Raw genomic sequence first — 16,853 nt, 5'->3', positions numbered from 1 at the left:
AATTAAATATTTGATTTATTAAAAGAGCAGATAAATTATCTGTTCTTTTTTTTATTGAAAAAATAAGGAGGAATTGTTTTGCTAATGAATAAAACCATTTCAAAAAAAGAATTACAAGATATGGGTTTTTTGCCTTACCAAGCTGTTGATATTATTAGACAAGCAAAATATTACATGGTGAGACAAGGATATCCCTATTATAATAACAAAAGATTAGGACGGGTGCCTTGTCATGCTGTTGAAAATATCATAGGTGTGGACGTATCTCTGGAGGAAGGGGATACGAATGGCAAAGACTAAATATAAAGGAGTTTATACGGATAATAAAGGAAATTTCTTTTATAATATTGAACTTGGTGTAGATAAGATTACGGGAGAAAGGATTCAGAAGAAATCTAGGAAAAACGCTAATGGTGAAAAATTTAAATCTGCAAGAGAAGCTAATAAGGAAGCGACTAGAATAAGAAATGAATACCTTAGCCAAAATGGCTATGCCAATTATCGCCTTACTTTTGGTGAGTTTATGGATTTATTTTTTTTACCATACTATCAATCAAGCGTGGAAGAGGATACTTGGGCATCAAGAAAACATGCTTTTGAATTAATTAGAGACAGGTTTTCTGATAAAAGGCTTAGAGATATTGATGTCAGAGATTGTGAATCCTTTAGAACTTGGCTCTTGAATGAAACTGGATATTCTCAAAATTATTCTGCGTTGCTCTATGGAGGATTTAGACAAGCACTTGAGTATGCTGTGAATTTGGAATTTTTAGAGAAAAATATTTCAAAGAAAACAAAAGCAATTCCAAAAGCGAAAAGTGTTGTTGGGTTTTGGACGAAAGAGGAATTTGAAAAGGTTATCTCGATGATTTATACTCATAACTTTTATGAGCACATGTGCTTTGTTGCAATTTGGTTATATTATATGACAGGAGTAAGAGTCAGTGAAGGATTGGCACTCTATTGGAATGATGTTGATTTCGATAAAAAGAAGTTAAGGGTTCATCACACTTTGCAAATGAAATCAAAAAAAGATTTTAAACGAAAGCCATATACTAAAACGGAAGATGGTATTCGCACAATATCGTTAGATGACGATACGTTAGCAATCTTGCAAAACTGGAAACAAGTACAATCAGAGCATGGAATAGATAATTTCATATTAAGCTATACAGGACTACCTGTTCATAGGTCTACAATCCATAGAATTGTACAACGATATGCCAAAATAGCAAAAGTTACTGTAATACAAGCAAAAGGATTGAGGCATTCTCATGTTAGTTATTTAATTAATGAGTTTAATGCTGATGTATTAGTTGTATCACGAAGATTAGGACATAGTTCACCGGAAATAACTTTGAAACATTATGCGCACTTATGGAGTAGAAATGATGAACCACTTGCTGAAAAAATGGCAGGGAATATTAAGTTCAATTTTTCTAAGGAAACTTATATGGATTTCAATGGAAATCAAGACATTAAGATGGAATTGGTTCCCTACCAAAACCCTGCCATAAGGGAAAGTAAACTGTCTGAAAGCAGTGATAGCAAGGGTTCTAGGTAGCCCATCTACAGTTGAGTGGGAGTAAAGAGCTAACTTGATTTGAAGTGGGAATGCCTATTTAACGGCATTTGTCCTAAGCTAAAATGAAGAAAATGTATTAAAAATAATATAGTTCCCTACCAAAAACCCTACCAAGGAAAAATTTTAGTAGGGAATTTTGTTTTTTCATTGAATTTTGGTAGGGATATTTTTGGTAGAAAAGATAAATAGTATGTACGTGTCATTTTTAGTTTTAAATGGCACTATTTTATCTTAAAAAATGGCAACAGATTTAACTAAATAGAACAGTATAAGGATAAAATTGAGATTTCTTGATTTAATTTTCATATAAGTTAGCTATATCATATATTTTCCGTTTCAATTCTGTTCGGATATGTAAAGGCTCTAAACATTCACATTTATCACCAAAACTTAAAAGGATATTGTAATAATATTCGTTTTCTATAAAAGGGAAAGTAACAATGTAGTACTCATCACCGTCTGGTGAAAAATGTTCATACATACAATAATCAAGTACTCTATCCATGATGGATTTATGAATACGAAGTTTGATTTTCACTTGTATGGTTGCCAAAATATCAGTAAAATCCAATAGTGGTTTTTGATAATCTCGTGGCGTAAAGAAAATATTTTCTAATTTTAGATTTGATATGCGAGTTAGTTTGAATAGCCGAAAATCGTTTCGTTTATAACAGTATCCTTGAAAATACCAATGATTACCCTTCAATACAATTTGATGGGCTTCAGCTTCTCGTTCAGTTTTATTACCATGACGGTCAGCATATTTAAACGAAAGTAACTTGTTTTCTTGTAAAGCTATTTTTATGATTTCTAAATATGGTTGTACGTTCCTATAACCTATCCACTGACTTAAATCGATATGTATTTGATCTGTTTTTAATTTGATCTCGTCAACTCTATCCACTGGGATAAAGCTTTTTACTTTCGCAAGGGCGTTTACCAGTTCGTTACTTTGTATCATATTGGATAGACTAGAAAGACCTGTCAAAATAGTAGAAATATCAGTAGTTGAAAAAACATTTCTATCAATTTTATAGTTTTTCATGATTTCAAAGCCACCTCCTACTCCCGATGTTGAGCGAATTGGAATACCTGCCATGTTGATGGCATCTATATCACGGTAGATGGTGCGAATTGAAACTTCAAACATATTTGCTAACTCCTGTGCACCTATCCGTTGTTTATCAAGTAGTATCATAATAATGCTAACAAGCCTGCTAACTTTCATCTGTTAACCGCCTTTCAAAAAAAGTTTCTTCATTCTAGATTGTTGCCATATTGTTGTCAACAATAGATAAGTATAATAATAATCAAACAATCAATTTATTACAATCATATGGAGGAAAATTATGAAAACAATCTATATTTATGTACTGGATACTTTAGCAGACTGGGAACTAGGATATGTTACTGCGGAGTTGAATTCCAGGAGATTTTTCAAAGAAGGTGCGAATCAAGTAGCGATTAAAACAGTCAGTAATTCCAAACAAGCGATCAGTACAATGGGCGGAATGACAATAGTTCCTGACTACTTAATTGATGACATTATTGTAAGTGAAACAAGCATGCTGTTATTACCAGGTGCAGATACATGGAATGATCCAAAGCATGAACCTATTCTCGTAAAAGCAAGCGAGTTGCTCTCTGTAGGTGCTACAGTATGTGCAATCTGTGGAGCCACTGCAGCACTTGCTAATTTTGGGATACTAGATAACCGTCCGCATACTAGCAATGGTCCGGGATTCCTTGAAATGGTTTGTTCTGATTATAAAGGACAAGATTTTTATATAGACCAACCATCTATTGCATCTAATAACCTTATTACTGCTGGTTCCACTGAAGCTTTGCTATGGACGAAACAAATCATTGAGTGCTTAGATGTTTTTAAGTCAAACACATTAGAATCTTGGTATAACTATTTTAATACTGGCGATTCTAAATATTTCTTTGAACTTATGCAAACTCTAACATCTAACAATAAAAATTAAACTATTTTTGTTATTATCAAAATCTTAAAAAGAGATTACTAAATGTGCTAATCTCTTTTTGATATTTTTATGTCCAGTAAATTAATTAATGAGTTTAATACTGAGTATTAGTTGTATCACGCAGATTAGGGCATAGCTCACCATTAAAACATTTTGCGCACTTATGGAGTAGAAATGATGAACCACTTGCAGAAAAAATGAAAGGGAATATTAAACTTAATTTTTCTAAAGAAACTTATATTGATTTCAATGGAAATCAAGACATTAGAATGGAATTGGTTCCCTATCAAAACCCTGCCATAAGGAAAAAGAATCTAGCAGAAAGCAGTGATACCAAGGCTTCTAATTAGTCTATCTACAGTTAATGTTGGAATAAGACTACAACTTAATTTGAAGAGAGAACTCCTATTTAACAGCATTTGTCCTAAGCTGAAATGGACAAAATAAGATAGTTCCCTACCAAAAACCCTACCAAGAATAATTTTTGGTAGGGAATTTTGTTTTAATATTAAATTTTGTAGGGAACATCTCAATTAACTTTTTGATAAGGTACTTTAACACCTTCATCGATAAATAATTGATTCTTAACATCTACATAACTCATCGTATTGCGTACCCAATAATACGATTCATCTATTTTAAAGAGTTGCACACATAACTGATGTTCAAATGAAATCATAAATTGTCTATCCTTTATGATTGCAAACCTTGTGCCAAGTTCATCTGCTAATTCATATTGACCTGTAATATCATCCTTATTAGAGAGTGGTGAAATTTCTATATGTTTTGGCGCTTCTACAGAATATTGTAATCCCATTAAGTAATTCATAATTTCCTGTTCATATTGCGGAAACACTTCTTGATTCGTTGCTAAAACAACAATATCCTTTGTGGATGTATTAATAAAAGCTTGTGCTGAACATCCAAACCATCCTCCTGTATGACCAACCCAGTCATCTTGAATGATAAAACCATAACTATAATACTCGGCTAATTTTGTTGGCGTTATCATGGATAGCACAATCTCTTTGCTATTGTACTGACCTTGCAAAAATGCTTTTAAAAACTTTGCTACCTCCGACACTGTTGCATAAATACCACCGTCACCATATTCATTATTATATTTTTCATTTTTGTTTAAATATGAGTCATTATTTTCCTTTTTATATCGTTGTTCTTCATAATCATATGTATGACCTTGTGCTTTGTATTGTTTTTTAGGCTGTGTTGTTGTATTAGTAAGATTTAATGGTCTTGCAATATATTGTTGTAAATATGTTTCATACGATAAGCCACTTACTTCCTCAATGATTTTTGCAAGTAAAACATAATTCGTATTGCTATAAGACCAATGTTCATTCGGCTTATGTTGTGGTAGCGCAATTTCGGCAAATGTTTCAACACTGATTGTAGAATTTTCTGCAATATACTCAGGTATACCAGATGTGTGTGTAAGTAATTGTGCAACTGTCACATTTGTAAAATGAGGGACGTTAAACCAATTTGTAATTTTATCGTTTAACCGTAACTGTCCTTTTTCGATTAGTTGAAATATCATTACTGCTGTATACATTTTACTTAACGAAGCAAGATTAAATTGTGTATTTTTAGTAATAAGGTATTGCTTTGAGATATCTTGATAGCCATGATAATACTGTTTGATTTGTCCATTTTTCTTATAATATACTGCACCATTAAATGATATAGTTTTAAGTAAACTTTCCATTTATTAACCTCCTAAATAAATTAGATAACTAACATATTAGGTATGAAGAAATTTTATAATTCCTTCATCGCAATCTCCTTTAATTTTTCAACAATGTGTTCTAATGCGTCTAACTCATTTGATGAAAGATTGCTGTAAATTTTATCTGCGATTTGTTTTTCAACATAATCTTGTTTCGAAAAATACTTCAATCCATTTTCATCTAACGTTATAAATACTTCACGTCGGTTTTCTAGATTAATTTCCCGTTTAATATATTTTTTCTTTTCTAACTTTGCTATTAATTGGCTTACTGCACTAGAACTAATATCCATTTCAATCGCAATTTCACCGACTGTAATCCGTTTTGCTAAGTATACAATATCTAATACAACTGCTTGTTGTGTTGTAATGCCGTTATTTAAATAATGCTTATAATGTTTATATATCAAGCGGTTTATTGTATATTCTGCTTCATTAATACGCTTAACCTGTTCATACAAACTCAAAAAATCACCTACTAATATGTTAGATGTCTAATATATTATCAAGTGACTTGTCAAACGTCAATCTTATATAATTCAATTTATTTTGCAAGGTTGACCTTAACATGGTGTCATGGTTTATGATAGTGCTACAGCAAAAGGTTAAGGGGGAGCGAAAATGAAAATCGGAGAATTGTCAAAGGAAACGGGAGTAAGTATTCGTTCGTTACGATATTACGAACAGAAGAATCTGATTAGAAAATGGATATCGGGAATTTGAGAAATCTGATATTGAAAAAGTAAAAGCTGTTCAATTATTTTTAAAAATAGGAATGAATACAGATGAGATTTATCATGTATTATCTTGTGATGATTTCCATCTCACTGAGAATAATGGGTGTGCTCATATTGCTGTAGAGCTTTACTCTGAGCGGTTAACAAATGTCCGTCAGCAGATAAATTACTTGCAAAAGATTGAACACCAGCTAGAAAATCTTGTGGACTATTGGGAAACGGAGAAAGAGAGAGAAAAATTAGAAAGTAAAATTAAATGAATTATCGACTTCTTATCTTAGTACTTGGGACATTCATCGTAGGGACAGATAATTTTGTTATTGCAGGTTTATTACCTCATATTGCTGATGATATGAGTGTTACAATAGCCGCAGCTGGCAATTGGTTATGCATTTGCCATAGCTTATGCTGTAGGGGCACCTCTTTATAATGGTTTCGAAAACCCCTGGCTATGCCAGGGGTTCCGTAAAGCTTTCAGCGTGGGTTAAATAAAAATGCCACCCTTGTAAGATAAGGTTGGTTTCCCGACCACCAAATTTCACCGTAGAAGGGGGCATGTCCCATGAAGGACAAGAATAGTTTAGCACATACAACATGGAATTGTAAGTATCACATCGTTTTTGCACCAAAGTATAGAAGACAGATTATTTACGGAAAGTATAAAAGAGTATTGGGCAGATTATTCGAGATCTATGTGAACGAAAAGGTGTAGTTATTCATGAAGCCAATGCTTGTTCCGATCACATCCATATGTTAGTTAGTATACCACCTAAATTAAGTGTATCCCAATTTATGGGGTATTTAAAAGGAAAAAGTAGCCTCATGATTTTCGACCGCCACTCCAACCTAAAATATAGATATGGAAATCGGAAATTTTGGTGTAGAGGATTCTATGTTGATACAGTGGGAAGAAATAAAAAACAAATTCAAGAATATATCAGGAATCAGCTCAAGGAAGATTATATGAGTGACCAATTAACATTATTTGAAGAGTTCGATCCATTTACAGGACAAAAAAATAAGAAGAAATAAGAGATTTTTTTAGAATTAGCGAGTGAATGTGGTGCAAGAGGGAAACTCGATCGGTGAGCCTTTAAGGCCGAGGCCGGTAATAAAGGCTTTCAGCCGCAGAGCAAACCACCAGTTCACACTGGTGGTTTTGATTTAGATAAAATGAAGATAATTTCGTTAAAATTTTTAAAATAGTTAATATATTATATGTTAATTTGTGAAATATTGTACTTAAACTAACTGAGCAGGATAGCTGAAGATGGATAGTACTCCAAGTCACTCCTAAGAGCCTGTTTATATAAAAAACAGGCTCAATTAATAATAGCTTATTAAAACAGATTCCCCAGTTTACGTTTACATGTTTTTGGATATTAGTTAAATTTCTTTCAACTCTGCATTAATCGCGCTTTTTGGAGTTGTAAATAGCATGCATAGCGAATCATACGTTTGGTAACATCTTGTTCTAGACTAAACAGTATAGGGGGGCCTGGTCGCCAATTGACTTCGAAAATCCAAATTTTTCGGTTAGCATCTATTCCAATATCAATCCCCAATTCATCAAGTGGTTCATTATACAAACCGTCAAAATGAGTAGAAAAATGAACGGCAAAATGCTCCAAGGTTCTTTTGACATCATAAAATTTTTCTTCAAATTCATGTTTTAAAAAACTTTCGAATATGGCTGAATAGCCGCCACCGCTCAAGTTCGCAACAACCCCTTCCCCAGCAATTCTTGGATAAATAGTTGTCAATGTCCACTGTCCTTCACCATCTTTTTGAGTGTGCAACCTAAAATCGTAGGATAACCCGTTATTCGTTTTACTTTGTATAAAGGGCTGAGATAGGAAGGCATCATTCTTTATAATATTTTCTATGAACTGCTTGAGTTCTATTTTGGTTAGAACTTGTTTTAACTGATTTTGATAAATAGTGTACTGATCATCTTCTTGTTGGATATAAACAATACCTATTCCTTTTGCACCTGATGCAGGTTTAACAATGATCTCTTGATATTCATTTAAAAGATCGTTTACAACATCGAATTTAGTAATATCTACTGAGGGGATCAAATAGTTTGAAAAGGTTCCATCTTTTTTAATTCGATTGTAGACACTCATTTTGTCGCCAATGGGATTACTCGTAAAAGGAATATCTTGACGCAATGCTTCAACAATTACTTCCTGCTTCTCGGTTATTGGTGGACTTGAATTGTAAATGACGTCTGGAAAAGGGACAGTTTTTTCTATCCATTCTCCCATTACGTAAACCCATCCAAGGATTGTTTTTTCTTTGAGATTAACTCTCCCAGGGGAAAAGAAGAAAAATTCAACCCCCTCCATCTTTGCAGCTGCTGCATAAGCATAAGACTTAAAGACAGTTTTTGGATCATTACGGTGAGAAAGCATTCCGATTGTTGTCATGTTTTTCCTCCTCTAAATGAAAATGCAGTTCTTTTGCTGCGGTTTGAGCGTTTATTTTTGCTTGTTCTGACGTATCACCTTTTGCTATTACATAGGCATATCGTTTTCCCATAGAAACAGGCGGGGCAATCATCGTACCTTTTCTTGGTTTCACATAAACTTGCTCCACCCCTTGGCACCTTGCAGCTCTATTACGCCCTGTTACCTTTAATAATTTCCCTGACTTGTTGACGGTTACATAGTGAGTGTAAATATTTGTTTTCCATTGACTAGTCAATTCAGGTGTTTGTCCTAAATAAAGCCGTATCGTTTGCTCAACTAGGTTGATTCCATAGGCTTTTTCAATCATAGCATTCATGGCTCCTCCGGAAATCCGTGGATTGATTTCTATGAGTTTCCATTTCCCATAAACAAACCTTAATTCTAAATGACATGCACCCTTTGTAAAATTAAACGCTCGAATAATGGAAGTGACATTTTCATATAATCCTTCATAAAAGTCTTCTTCGAGATCTGTTTGAATAGAATATCCTGTGACAACAAAAGGATTAATCTCAGAGAATGATTGTTTTATGACTGCGACAATATGGACAGTTCCAAAGTTGATTAATGCCTCCACTAAATATTGTGGACCATCCAAATATTTCTCAACTAATATAGGTTGACCGTGACGTTTATTAGATAAATGTTGAATTGCCTGTTTTAACGCTTTTTGGCCATCAGCTAGAATGACGTCTTTTGAACCAGTAGAATTTGGAGGTTTAACAATCCATTTTCCTACCTTATGGCGATTTAAAAACTTAGGTAGTGAATCTAATGGGTGAAAAACTTCAAATTGTGGTGAAGTGATTCCTTTAAGCACATGATGTGTTTCGATTTTGTTTTCCATTTTTCGCATAGCTTCTATTGAAAATGAAGAAATGCCCCACTCATCCGATAATTCACATGCTAGACACACATAAGATTCAAGAAAACTTAGAATACCGGCAATTTCTTTCCCTTGATTCTCCAGTTCAAGAATACATTGAATCAAATGTTCTTTAGTGAATACACTAAACATCATTTCGTGAACATCAGGAAACTCCGTTCTTTGCAGCAAGAATTTACTTCGATTTGTTAGGAGTACAGTTAAATAACCCATGCGTTCAGCAGCCTTAATGGCCTCTCGGCTTGAACCTGATTTATTTGCTCCTATAAAAACTATTGTTTTCACACTGCGCCCCTCCTGTTATTGATTTAAAGAGCACCTAGATCATATATCTATGCATGTTCTTACTTCTATTCAATGCAGAAAAATTCTTAAAGCTTGTATGTTTGTGGATTTTTGTAAAAACAGGCAAAACACCTTATCTTGCCAATGGTTGAACTGGGAACTAAATGGTCGCATGAACTTATTCATCTCTAGATAATCTGCAACCAAACTTAAGAGAAGATAACTTAAAGTATGTCTCGTGTCGGTAGATGTATTGAAGGATAGCGTTTTTAATTCCGGTGATTTTTGTTGTGCCGATACTATAAAAAACGTCTTCTAAAGAAGATAAAATCAGTCAAGGAGGACTACTTTAAAACAAAGGAATATCTAGGTGAATTCGTAGTTAAAGAGATGAAGCCATTAGAAGTAACAGGTGAAATTGCAGAATATGCTGCCTACGAAGAGTATGAAACGATAAGAAATAGTACCGGGAGTTTAAAAAAAGCTGTAACATTAGCGAGTGCGAGACGTGTAATCAATTTTGATGAAGATGGGATGAAAGGGGAGAGATTTATCGTTGTAAGAGAATTAGAAGATACCGACAAAAATCCTAAAGGGAATCTTTTCACATCCAAAATGTATTTATACTGTGATAGAAGATGGTAGATTTGTTAATGGAGAAAAGAGCATAGATTATGAAGTAGGAGAAAGTCTTTTAAGAATAGCCCAAGAAAATGGATGAATTAATAGGTACGGCTTACACTAATATATTATTGACAATATACGAAGAAGGTCTAGAACGTGTGTTTTTAGAAATGTATGCACCAATAAAGTGAAACTTCAATCAGTGGGGTCTTGCAGCCATTTAATGCGGGATAAAATAATTGAAAAAGACATTCGGTTATTGAGCAAACCTGTTCCTTACCAAACTTTAACTTGGCCATTTCATTTTATACCTTATTTCCACCGATTAGCATTTCCATTGTTTTTGGGGTAATAGCATGTTTTTTTAGTGGAAGAAATATATTAAAGGAACGAGCAGCACAGGCATTACGTCCAAAATCGCCAAAGAAAATGAAGAAAACGTTAGTGGAGGGAATTACCAGTGTATGGAAGAAATTGTCATATGGAAATAAGTTGATCCTAAGAAATATTTTTCTAAACTCAAGAAAAGAACTATTTTGAAGAGGACCCTTCTGTAGATACGATTTCTGACCGGGTTGACATAAAAAAAGCGGTGGACAACATGATTCAACAAAATAATCCTGTCTTTATCATGTTTATTATTTGTGCAGTTATACTATCTTTTGGTGCTATGTTTACCATATCCTCCATTAATATATATGAGCGCACACGTGAACTTGCCACATTAAAGGTGTTAGGCTATCAGAAAAATAAGATAAACAGAATTATTTTTGTTGAAAATATCATACTAACGACATTTGCAGTAATTGTTGCGTGGCCAATAAGTGGTTATATGTACAGTCTAGTTGTCGAAGCATTATCCAGTACCAATCAACAGATTCCTGATAGACTGAGATTCAACAACAGGCTTGGCAATCGTACTTACATTTGTATTGACGATCATATCAAATTTATTGCTTAGAAGAAAAGTAAATAGAATCGATATGATTGAATCGTTAAAGAGTGTGGAATAGGATTATTTTAAAAAGCTTATCCCAAGTGATAATGTATCGCTTGGGATAGATACTTTATTCTTAAATCACCTTTTTCCTTGCAGACGAAATATTTTCAAATAAATGGACAACTACGTGAATAAGCTTGTACCGCCAAAAGAAAGGAACCGGAGAATTATGGAACCAGAAACTACTCTAAAACAGGGCGACCCTGTTGATTCCAATGATTGAACAGGTCCTTTATCAATTTCTTCAATTCGCTCTGAGAAAAACCGTGGAAAACCAATTACAGCAGCTTTAAAAGGATTGCGAGGAATTTAAAAAATAAAAGGGATATAGACGTTGATAACGTCACAAAATAACAGATAAAATCAATATAAAATATAAGAAAACTCCCACAAGTACTTGGTTCAACCTTTTTTAATATAAACGTTGACACTAATCAAAAAATGTGATAACTTAAAGCTATAATTAAATAAGTTAACCTTAAAATTTAAGGAATGTAACCTTAATTGGGCATAACCTGAATTGATTTGAAAACGCTATAAGTGCGTTTTTAAACAGTTCGGGTTTTTTTATTGCTCACCGCTATCCATAATGGGAGTCGATTTTCAAAGGAAAAATGAGAGGTTTTAGCAATAGGAGGTCATTTTAATGAGTAAAGACGTTAAAATTGTCACAATTGGTGGGGGTTCAAGCTATACTCCGGAATTAGTCGAGGGCTTTATAAAAAGATATGATAGTTTACCAGTCCGTGAGCTTTGGTTAGTTGATATCCCAGAAGGACAAGAAAAACTGGAAACCGTTGGTGGTTTAGCTAAGCGTATGATTAAAGAAGCTGGCTTGCCAATTGATGTACATCTTACATTAGACCGCCGGGAAGCATTGAAAGATGCAGACTTTGTAACAACTCAGTTACGTGTCGGTTTACTGGAAGCACGGGCAAAAGATGAACGTATTCCTTTAAAATATGGCGTCATTGGTCAGGAGACAAATGGGCCGGGTGGACTTTTCAAAGGTTTGAGGACAATTCCAGTTATTTTAGATATCGTTAAAGATATGGAAGAATTATGTCCTAACGCATGGTTGATTAACTTCACCAACCCTGCAGGAATGGTGACAGAAGCAGTCCTCCGCCATAGTGATTGGAAGAAAATCATTGGTCTATGTAATGTCCCGGTCGGAATGAAGATGGGGATTGCAGATCAATTAGGTGTTGATCCTGAGCGGATTCAAATTGATTTTGCAGGATTGAACCATATGATTTACGGATTAAATGTCTATCTGGATGGGGAAATTTATACCGATCAATATATTGAAAAGATTGCTTCAGGTGACGTGTCAAGTGGAACGATGAGAAATATTGTCGACTTAAAATGGGAACCAGACTTCCTAAAAGCACTTCAAGCGATTCCTTGTCCTTATCACCGTTACTACTACAAGACAAGTGAGATGTTTGAGGAAGAAAGTAAAGCAGCGGCGGAAGAAGGAACTCGAGCTGAAGTAGTTCAAAAACTAGAAAAAGATTTATTTGAGTTATATAAAGATGAAGACTTAACGATCAAGCCTCCACAATTAGAGGAAAGAGGTGGAGCTTACTATAGTGATGCAGCATGTAGCCTAATTGATTCTATCTATAATGATCGCAGAGATATTCAGCCTGTTAATACAATTAATAATGGAGCAATTGCAAGCATTCCAGATGACTCAGCTGTTGAAATCAATTCTGTTATTACAAAAGAAGGCCCAAAACCAATCGCTATTGGTGATTTACCTGTAGCAACAAGAGGTCTTGTACAGCAAATTAAATCATTTGAAAGAGTGGCAGCAGAGGCTGCTGTAACCGGCAATTATCAAACAGCACTTCTAGCAATGACAATCAATCCACTCGTTCCATCTGACATCATAGCGAAAGAAATTCTTGATGAAATGCTTAAAGCTCATCAAGAATATCTACCACAGTTTCAGAATAATTAATGACAGATAAGAAATAGTAATAGAATAGTCAAAAGGAGTTGGGCGAAGAGCCGGTTTTCTTACTTTGCCCGCCTCATACACTGATTGTATATCAGATTTCCTAAAATATGATTCAGGTGTGAGTAATATGAAAATCAAAAAAATATTAAACAATAATGTAGCATTGACTTATAATGAGCAGCATCAAGAAGTTGTCGTTATGGGTTTAGGCTTGGCTTTTCAGAAAAAAGAAGGCGATTCCATCGATCCAGAAAAGGTAGAAAAGACCTTTATACTGGAGCATAAAGGTATATCTAATAAGATTGCTGAACTATTAAAAGAAATACCAGAGATTTATTTGGAACTAGCCCATCAAATTATTGAACTGGCCAAGTCTAGACTATCCTACCAATTAGATGATTATTTATATGTCGCTTTAATTGATCATTTGAGCTTTGCGGTGGAACGACATAAATTGGGATACGATTTGAAAAATGCATTGTTATGGGAAATTAGCAAGTATTACAAGCAAGAATACAAAATAGCGCTAGAAGCACTGGACATTATTAACCAAGAATTAAATATACAATTGCCAGAAGACGAAGCGGCTTCCATCGCATTGCATTTTGTTAATAGTCAGCTTTCTGGTGAGAATATGTCAAAGACTATTCAAGTGACAGAAATGGTCAATGACATCTTAAATATCGTTAAATATTATTTTCAAATAGACTTAGATGAAGACTCAGTCAATTATGAGCGATTTTTGACACATTTGCGCTTTTTTGCCATGCGTTTTATTCGCAAAGAAAAATTGGAAGACACATATGATGAGTTTTTATATGAGCAGATTAAAGTGAAATATGATAAAGCATATCGATGTGCAGAACGCATTGCTTCGTATATTAAAAAGGACTATAATTGGTCCATTTCACATGATGAAATATTGTATTTAACTTTGCATATTCATCGGTTAACCAATCGAATTTAAGTAGGGTTATTTAAAAGCCCTTAATGAATAAACTTAAAAGCATTTCCCGAACGTTTTGGTAAAAGAGGTTTTGTACTTTACAGAGACTAAGAATAGTAACATTCTTGGTTGTGAAAGTACAAACAAACATAGTATGGAATCATGTTTGTAAAAGCATTCGGATTTTTATTTAAAAAAAACAGATTAGAATTGGAGGGTTTAAAATGAAATATGAGAAGCTAGCGAAAGCCATAATTGAAAATGTCGGCGGTAAGGAAAATGTTAACAGTGTTGTGCATTGTATTACCCGCTTACGCTTTAAACTAAAAGATGAAGGAAAAGCGAATACGGAAGTGCTGGAAAACATGGATGGCGTTGTTACGGTTAGACAAAGTGGCGGGCAGTATCAAGTTGTTATAGGAAACCACGTGCCTGACGTTTATAAAGCAGTTGTTGCTGAAGGCGGTTTCGAATCGAATAGACCAGTTGATGACCCGGATGATAAAAGTAATAAAGGTAGCTTATTGGACCGATTTATCGATATGATTTCTGGTATTTTCCAGCCAATCTTAGCTGTATTAGTAGCTTCAGGTATGATCAAAGGATTTAATGCGTTATTTATTGCGATGGGTTGGCTTAATGAAGCAAGCGGAACCTACCAAGTTTTAAATGCAATTGGAGATGCATTGTTCTACTTCCTGCCAATATTCCTAGGATATACAGCAATGAAAAAATTTGGCGGAACACCTTTCTTAGGAATGTTGATAGCGGGTGCACTAGTTTACCCAGCGCTTGATCCGGGTGCTCAAGCGGGAGAGCCTTTATACACATTATTTGCAGGTACCCTATTTGAATCACCCGTTCATATAGAATTCTTTGGTATTCCAATTATTTTAATGACGTATGCGATGTCGGTTATTCCAATTATTTTATCTACATTTTTCGCTGCAAAGCTTGAAAATTTTTTTGCGAGAATAGTACCAGACGTTGTAAAAACATTTGTCGTTCCGATGCTGACCGTGCTTATCATTGTCCCATTAACCTTTATTGTCATTGGTCCAATTGCTACATGGGCAAGTCAGTTGCTCGGAGCAGGAACCATTTGGTTATATGAGCTAAGTCCTGTGATTGCCGGAGCGGTCGTAGGCGCTTTCTGGTTAGTATTCGTTATGTTTGGACTGCACTGGGGACTTGTCCCAATTGCGATCAACAACTTTTCTAGTCAAGGATGGGACCCGATCTTAGCATTAATGTTTGTCCATTCCTTTGCACTAGCTGGTGCTCTTACAGCAATCTGGATGAGAACGAAAAAACAGAAGTTGAAAACACTAACCCCGCCCGCTATCTTATCAGCCATCTTTGGGGTAACAGAGCCTGGTATGTACGGGATTGCTTTACCACTTAAAAAACCATTCATCTTCACACTAATTGCATCAGGAATTGGCGGTGCATTATTAGGACTGTTTGGTACGGTTGGCTATGCGATGGGGGGACTTGGAATATTCCAGTTACCTAGCTTTATCCAACCAAAAGAAGGCATAAATGTTGCATTCATTGGTGCTCTTATCGCAGCTGCCGTTGGAACAGTGTTAGCATTTGTACTAACATACTTCTTTAGTGGTGCAAATAAAGAAACTGAAGAACCAGCTCCACAAGCAGAAGATAACACGAAACAAAATGTAACAAGTAAAGTAATAGAAAGTCCGTTAAATGGGGAAGTGATCAAGTTAGCTGACATTTCCGATTCCGCTTTTGCATCAGGTGCGTTAGGGAAAGGTGTCGCAATCAAACCTTCAGAAGGAAAGTTAATTTCACCTGTAGCTGGTACGGTCTCTGCTTTATTTGATACACAACATGCGATTGGTATTGTAACAGAGCATGGCGCAGAATTATTAGTTCATATTGGAATGGATACGGTTCAATTAGAAGGAAAGTTCTTTAACGCACATGTTGCTCAGGGAGACAAAATAGAAAAAGGACAATTGCTCATTGAGTTTGATATAGAGGCAATTGAAAAAGCTGGCTATGATATTTTTACTCCCGTTGTTATTACAAACTTTGATCAATATACGTCCATTGAAACTGCAGAAGAGGGAAAGATTCAGGTTGGAAAGCCAATTATATTTTTAGATAAATAAAATAAAGCCTTCTATGGAAATGCAAGAAAAGATGCAACACTAAAAGAGTAAACTTGTCAGAAAGACAGAATGGTGCTGGCGAAGGGGGGGGTAATCACATACGTTTCAAAGTAAGTTTGCGGTTTTCCCAGGTGACAATTATGAGGAGCATCTAAATATAGTCACAGGCGGGGGATTAAACCTAACTGGTAAAAAACAGAAGAGCCCGCATCTGTCATGACTACCTATTCTATTCAAGTAGATGGTGAGGGAAATGTGTTATTTGGTGATGAATACGTCGCTTCCGCATATAACGCTGATATCGTAGATCTCTTGCGGAAAGATAATGATTATGATGGTATCATTGACGATGAAAGAACAGAATGCTTTGTAGAGTAAGTTACGAAAGAAAAGTTAGGTTAATACTTGAATGAAAGATGTTATCCAAGCGTTTACTCATAATAACAGTGCTTGGATGGCATTACAAAATGAAGG

Annotated in this window: 16 protein-coding genes and 3 pseudogenes; 14 read left to right on the top strand and 5 right to left on the bottom strand. The window is 34.8% G+C overall.

What is annotated here, in order from left to right:
* Positions 1–84: 84 nt before the first annotated feature.
* Positions 85–300, top strand: coding sequence for a DUF3173 domain-containing protein (locus tag KBP50_RS17955; RefSeq protein WP_050353461.1), 216 nt, complete (start codon positions 85–87; stop codon positions 298–300).
* The gene (locus KBP50_RS17950; RefSeq protein ID WP_050351777.1) at positions 287–1,564 is read left to right on the top strand and encodes a tyrosine-type recombinase/integrase; all 1,278 of its coding nucleotides are present in this window, start codon (positions 287–289) and stop codon (positions 1,562–1,564) included. The genes KBP50_RS17955 and KBP50_RS17950 overlap by 14 nt, the downstream gene beginning before the upstream one ends.
* 316 nt (positions 1,565–1,880) lie before the next feature.
* Here the strand turns inward: KBP50_RS17950 and KBP50_RS17945 are convergent, their stop codons facing one another.
* On the bottom strand, positions 1,881–2,813 hold the full coding sequence (locus tag KBP50_RS17945) for a helix-turn-helix transcriptional regulator (RefSeq protein ID WP_050351776.1): 933 nt from the start codon (positions 2,811–2,813) through the stop codon (positions 1,881–1,883).
* Positions 2,814–2,934: 121 nt separating this feature from the next.
* Between KBP50_RS17945 and KBP50_RS17940 the strand changes: the two genes are divergently transcribed.
* Positions 2,935–3,573: a type 1 glutamine amidotransferase family protein gene (locus KBP50_RS17940; protein ID WP_050351775.1), complete on the top strand. Its 639-nt coding sequence runs from the start codon at positions 2,935–2,937 to the stop codon at positions 3,571–3,573.
* 197 nt (positions 3,574–3,770) lie between these two features.
* Positions 3,771–3,923: a hypothetical protein gene (locus KBP50_RS17935; protein ID WP_157858469.1), complete on the top strand. Its 153-nt coding sequence runs from the start codon at positions 3,771–3,773 to the stop codon at positions 3,921–3,923.
* A 179-nt stretch (positions 3,924–4,102) separates the two neighbouring features.
* Here KBP50_RS17935 and KBP50_RS17930 read toward each other — a convergent pair whose 3' ends face one another.
* Positions 4,103–5,299 (bottom strand): serine hydrolase domain-containing protein, encoded by a 1,197-nt coding sequence (locus KBP50_RS17930; protein WP_050351774.1) that lies wholly within the window; start codon positions 5,297–5,299, stop codon positions 4,103–4,105.
* Positions 5,300–5,352: 53 nt separating this feature from the next.
* Positions 5,353–5,787 (bottom strand): MarR family winged helix-turn-helix transcriptional regulator, encoded by a 435-nt coding sequence (locus tag KBP50_RS17925; RefSeq protein ID WP_050351773.1) that lies wholly within the window; start codon positions 5,785–5,787, stop codon positions 5,353–5,355.
* A 154-nt stretch (positions 5,788–5,941) separates the two neighbouring features.
* On the opposite strand from KBP50_RS17925, the gene KBP50_RS22830 reads away from it, so the two are divergent.
* The 4 genes and pseudogenes from KBP50_RS22830 to tnpA all read left to right on the top strand — a co-directional run bounded on the left by KBP50_RS22830 (position 5,942) and on the right by tnpA (position 7,089).
* Positions 5,942–6,043, top strand: a complete 102-nt coding sequence (locus tag KBP50_RS22830; RefSeq protein WP_082240923.1) for a MerR family DNA-binding transcriptional regulator — start codon at positions 5,942–5,944, stop codon at positions 6,041–6,043.
* Positions 6,044–6,095: 52 nt separating this feature from the next.
* On the top strand, positions 6,096–6,317 hold the full coding sequence (locus KBP50_RS22825; protein WP_050351772.1) for a hypothetical protein: 222 nt from the start codon (positions 6,096–6,098) through the stop codon (positions 6,315–6,317).
* Positions 6,314–6,487: an MFS transporter gene (locus tag KBP50_RS17915; RefSeq protein WP_139325376.1), complete on the top strand. Its 174-nt coding sequence runs from the start codon at positions 6,314–6,316 to the stop codon at positions 6,485–6,487. Before KBP50_RS22825 ends, KBP50_RS17915 begins: the two co-directional genes overlap by 4 nt.
* Before the next feature lie 132 nt (positions 6,488–6,619).
* Positions 6,620–7,089: pseudogene (gene tnpA, locus KBP50_RS17910) on the top strand (IS200/IS605 family transposase).
* A 365-nt stretch (positions 7,090–7,454) separates the two neighbouring features.
* Here tnpA and KBP50_RS17905 read toward each other — a convergent pair.
* Together KBP50_RS17905 and KBP50_RS17900 are read right to left on the bottom strand one after the other, a co-directional pair.
* Positions 7,455–8,489, bottom strand: a complete 1,035-nt coding sequence (locus tag KBP50_RS17905; RefSeq protein ID WP_050351771.1) for a YheC/YheD family endospore coat-associated protein — start codon at positions 8,487–8,489, stop codon at positions 7,455–7,457.
* Complete coding sequence (locus KBP50_RS17900; protein ID WP_050351770.1) at positions 8,458–9,702, bottom strand: ATP-grasp domain-containing protein; 1,245 nt, start codon at positions 9,700–9,702, stop codon at positions 8,458–8,460. The genes KBP50_RS17905 and KBP50_RS17900 overlap by 32 nt, the downstream gene beginning before the upstream one ends.
* 300 nt (positions 9,703–10,002) lie before the next feature.
* On the opposite strand from KBP50_RS17900, the pseudogene KBP50_RS22695 reads away from it, so the two are divergent.
* From KBP50_RS22695 to KBP50_RS17870, 6 genes and pseudogenes are all read left to right on the top strand, one after another.
* A pseudogene (locus KBP50_RS22695) lies at positions 10,003–10,517 on the top strand (MerR family transcriptional regulator); the annotation flags it as partial.
* Positions 10,518–10,599: 82 nt separating this feature from the next.
* Positions 10,600–11,339, top strand: a pseudogene (locus KBP50_RS17890) (ABC transporter permease); the annotation flags it as partial.
* Between the two features lie 633 nt (positions 11,340–11,972).
* Positions 11,973–13,295: a 6-phospho-beta-glucosidase gene (locus KBP50_RS17885; RefSeq protein WP_050351767.1), complete on the top strand. Its 1,323-nt coding sequence runs from the start codon at positions 11,973–11,975 to the stop codon at positions 13,293–13,295.
* Positions 13,296–13,422: 127 nt separating this feature from the next.
* Positions 13,423–14,262: a BglG family transcription antiterminator LicT gene (gene licT, locus KBP50_RS17880; protein WP_050351766.1), complete on the top strand. Its 840-nt coding sequence runs from the start codon at positions 13,423–13,425 to the stop codon at positions 14,260–14,262.
* Between the two features lie 203 nt (positions 14,263–14,465).
* Positions 14,466–16,379: a beta-glucoside-specific PTS transporter subunit IIABC gene (locus tag KBP50_RS17875; protein WP_050351765.1), complete on the top strand. Its 1,914-nt coding sequence runs from the start codon at positions 14,466–14,468 to the stop codon at positions 16,377–16,379.
* 216 nt (positions 16,380–16,595) lie between these two features.
* Positions 16,596–16,757, top strand: a complete 162-nt coding sequence (locus tag KBP50_RS17870) for a hypothetical protein (RefSeq protein WP_157858468.1) — start codon at positions 16,596–16,598, stop codon at positions 16,755–16,757.
* Positions 16,758–16,853: the final 96 nt, after the last annotated feature.

Origin of the sequence: Virgibacillus pantothenticus (assembly GCF_018075365.1) — a bacterium.
GTDB classification, from domain to species: domain Bacteria; phylum Bacillota; class Bacilli; order Bacillales; family Amphibacillaceae; genus Virgibacillus; species Virgibacillus pantothenticus.
This window is presented reverse-complemented; position numbering and strand designations above follow the sequence as displayed.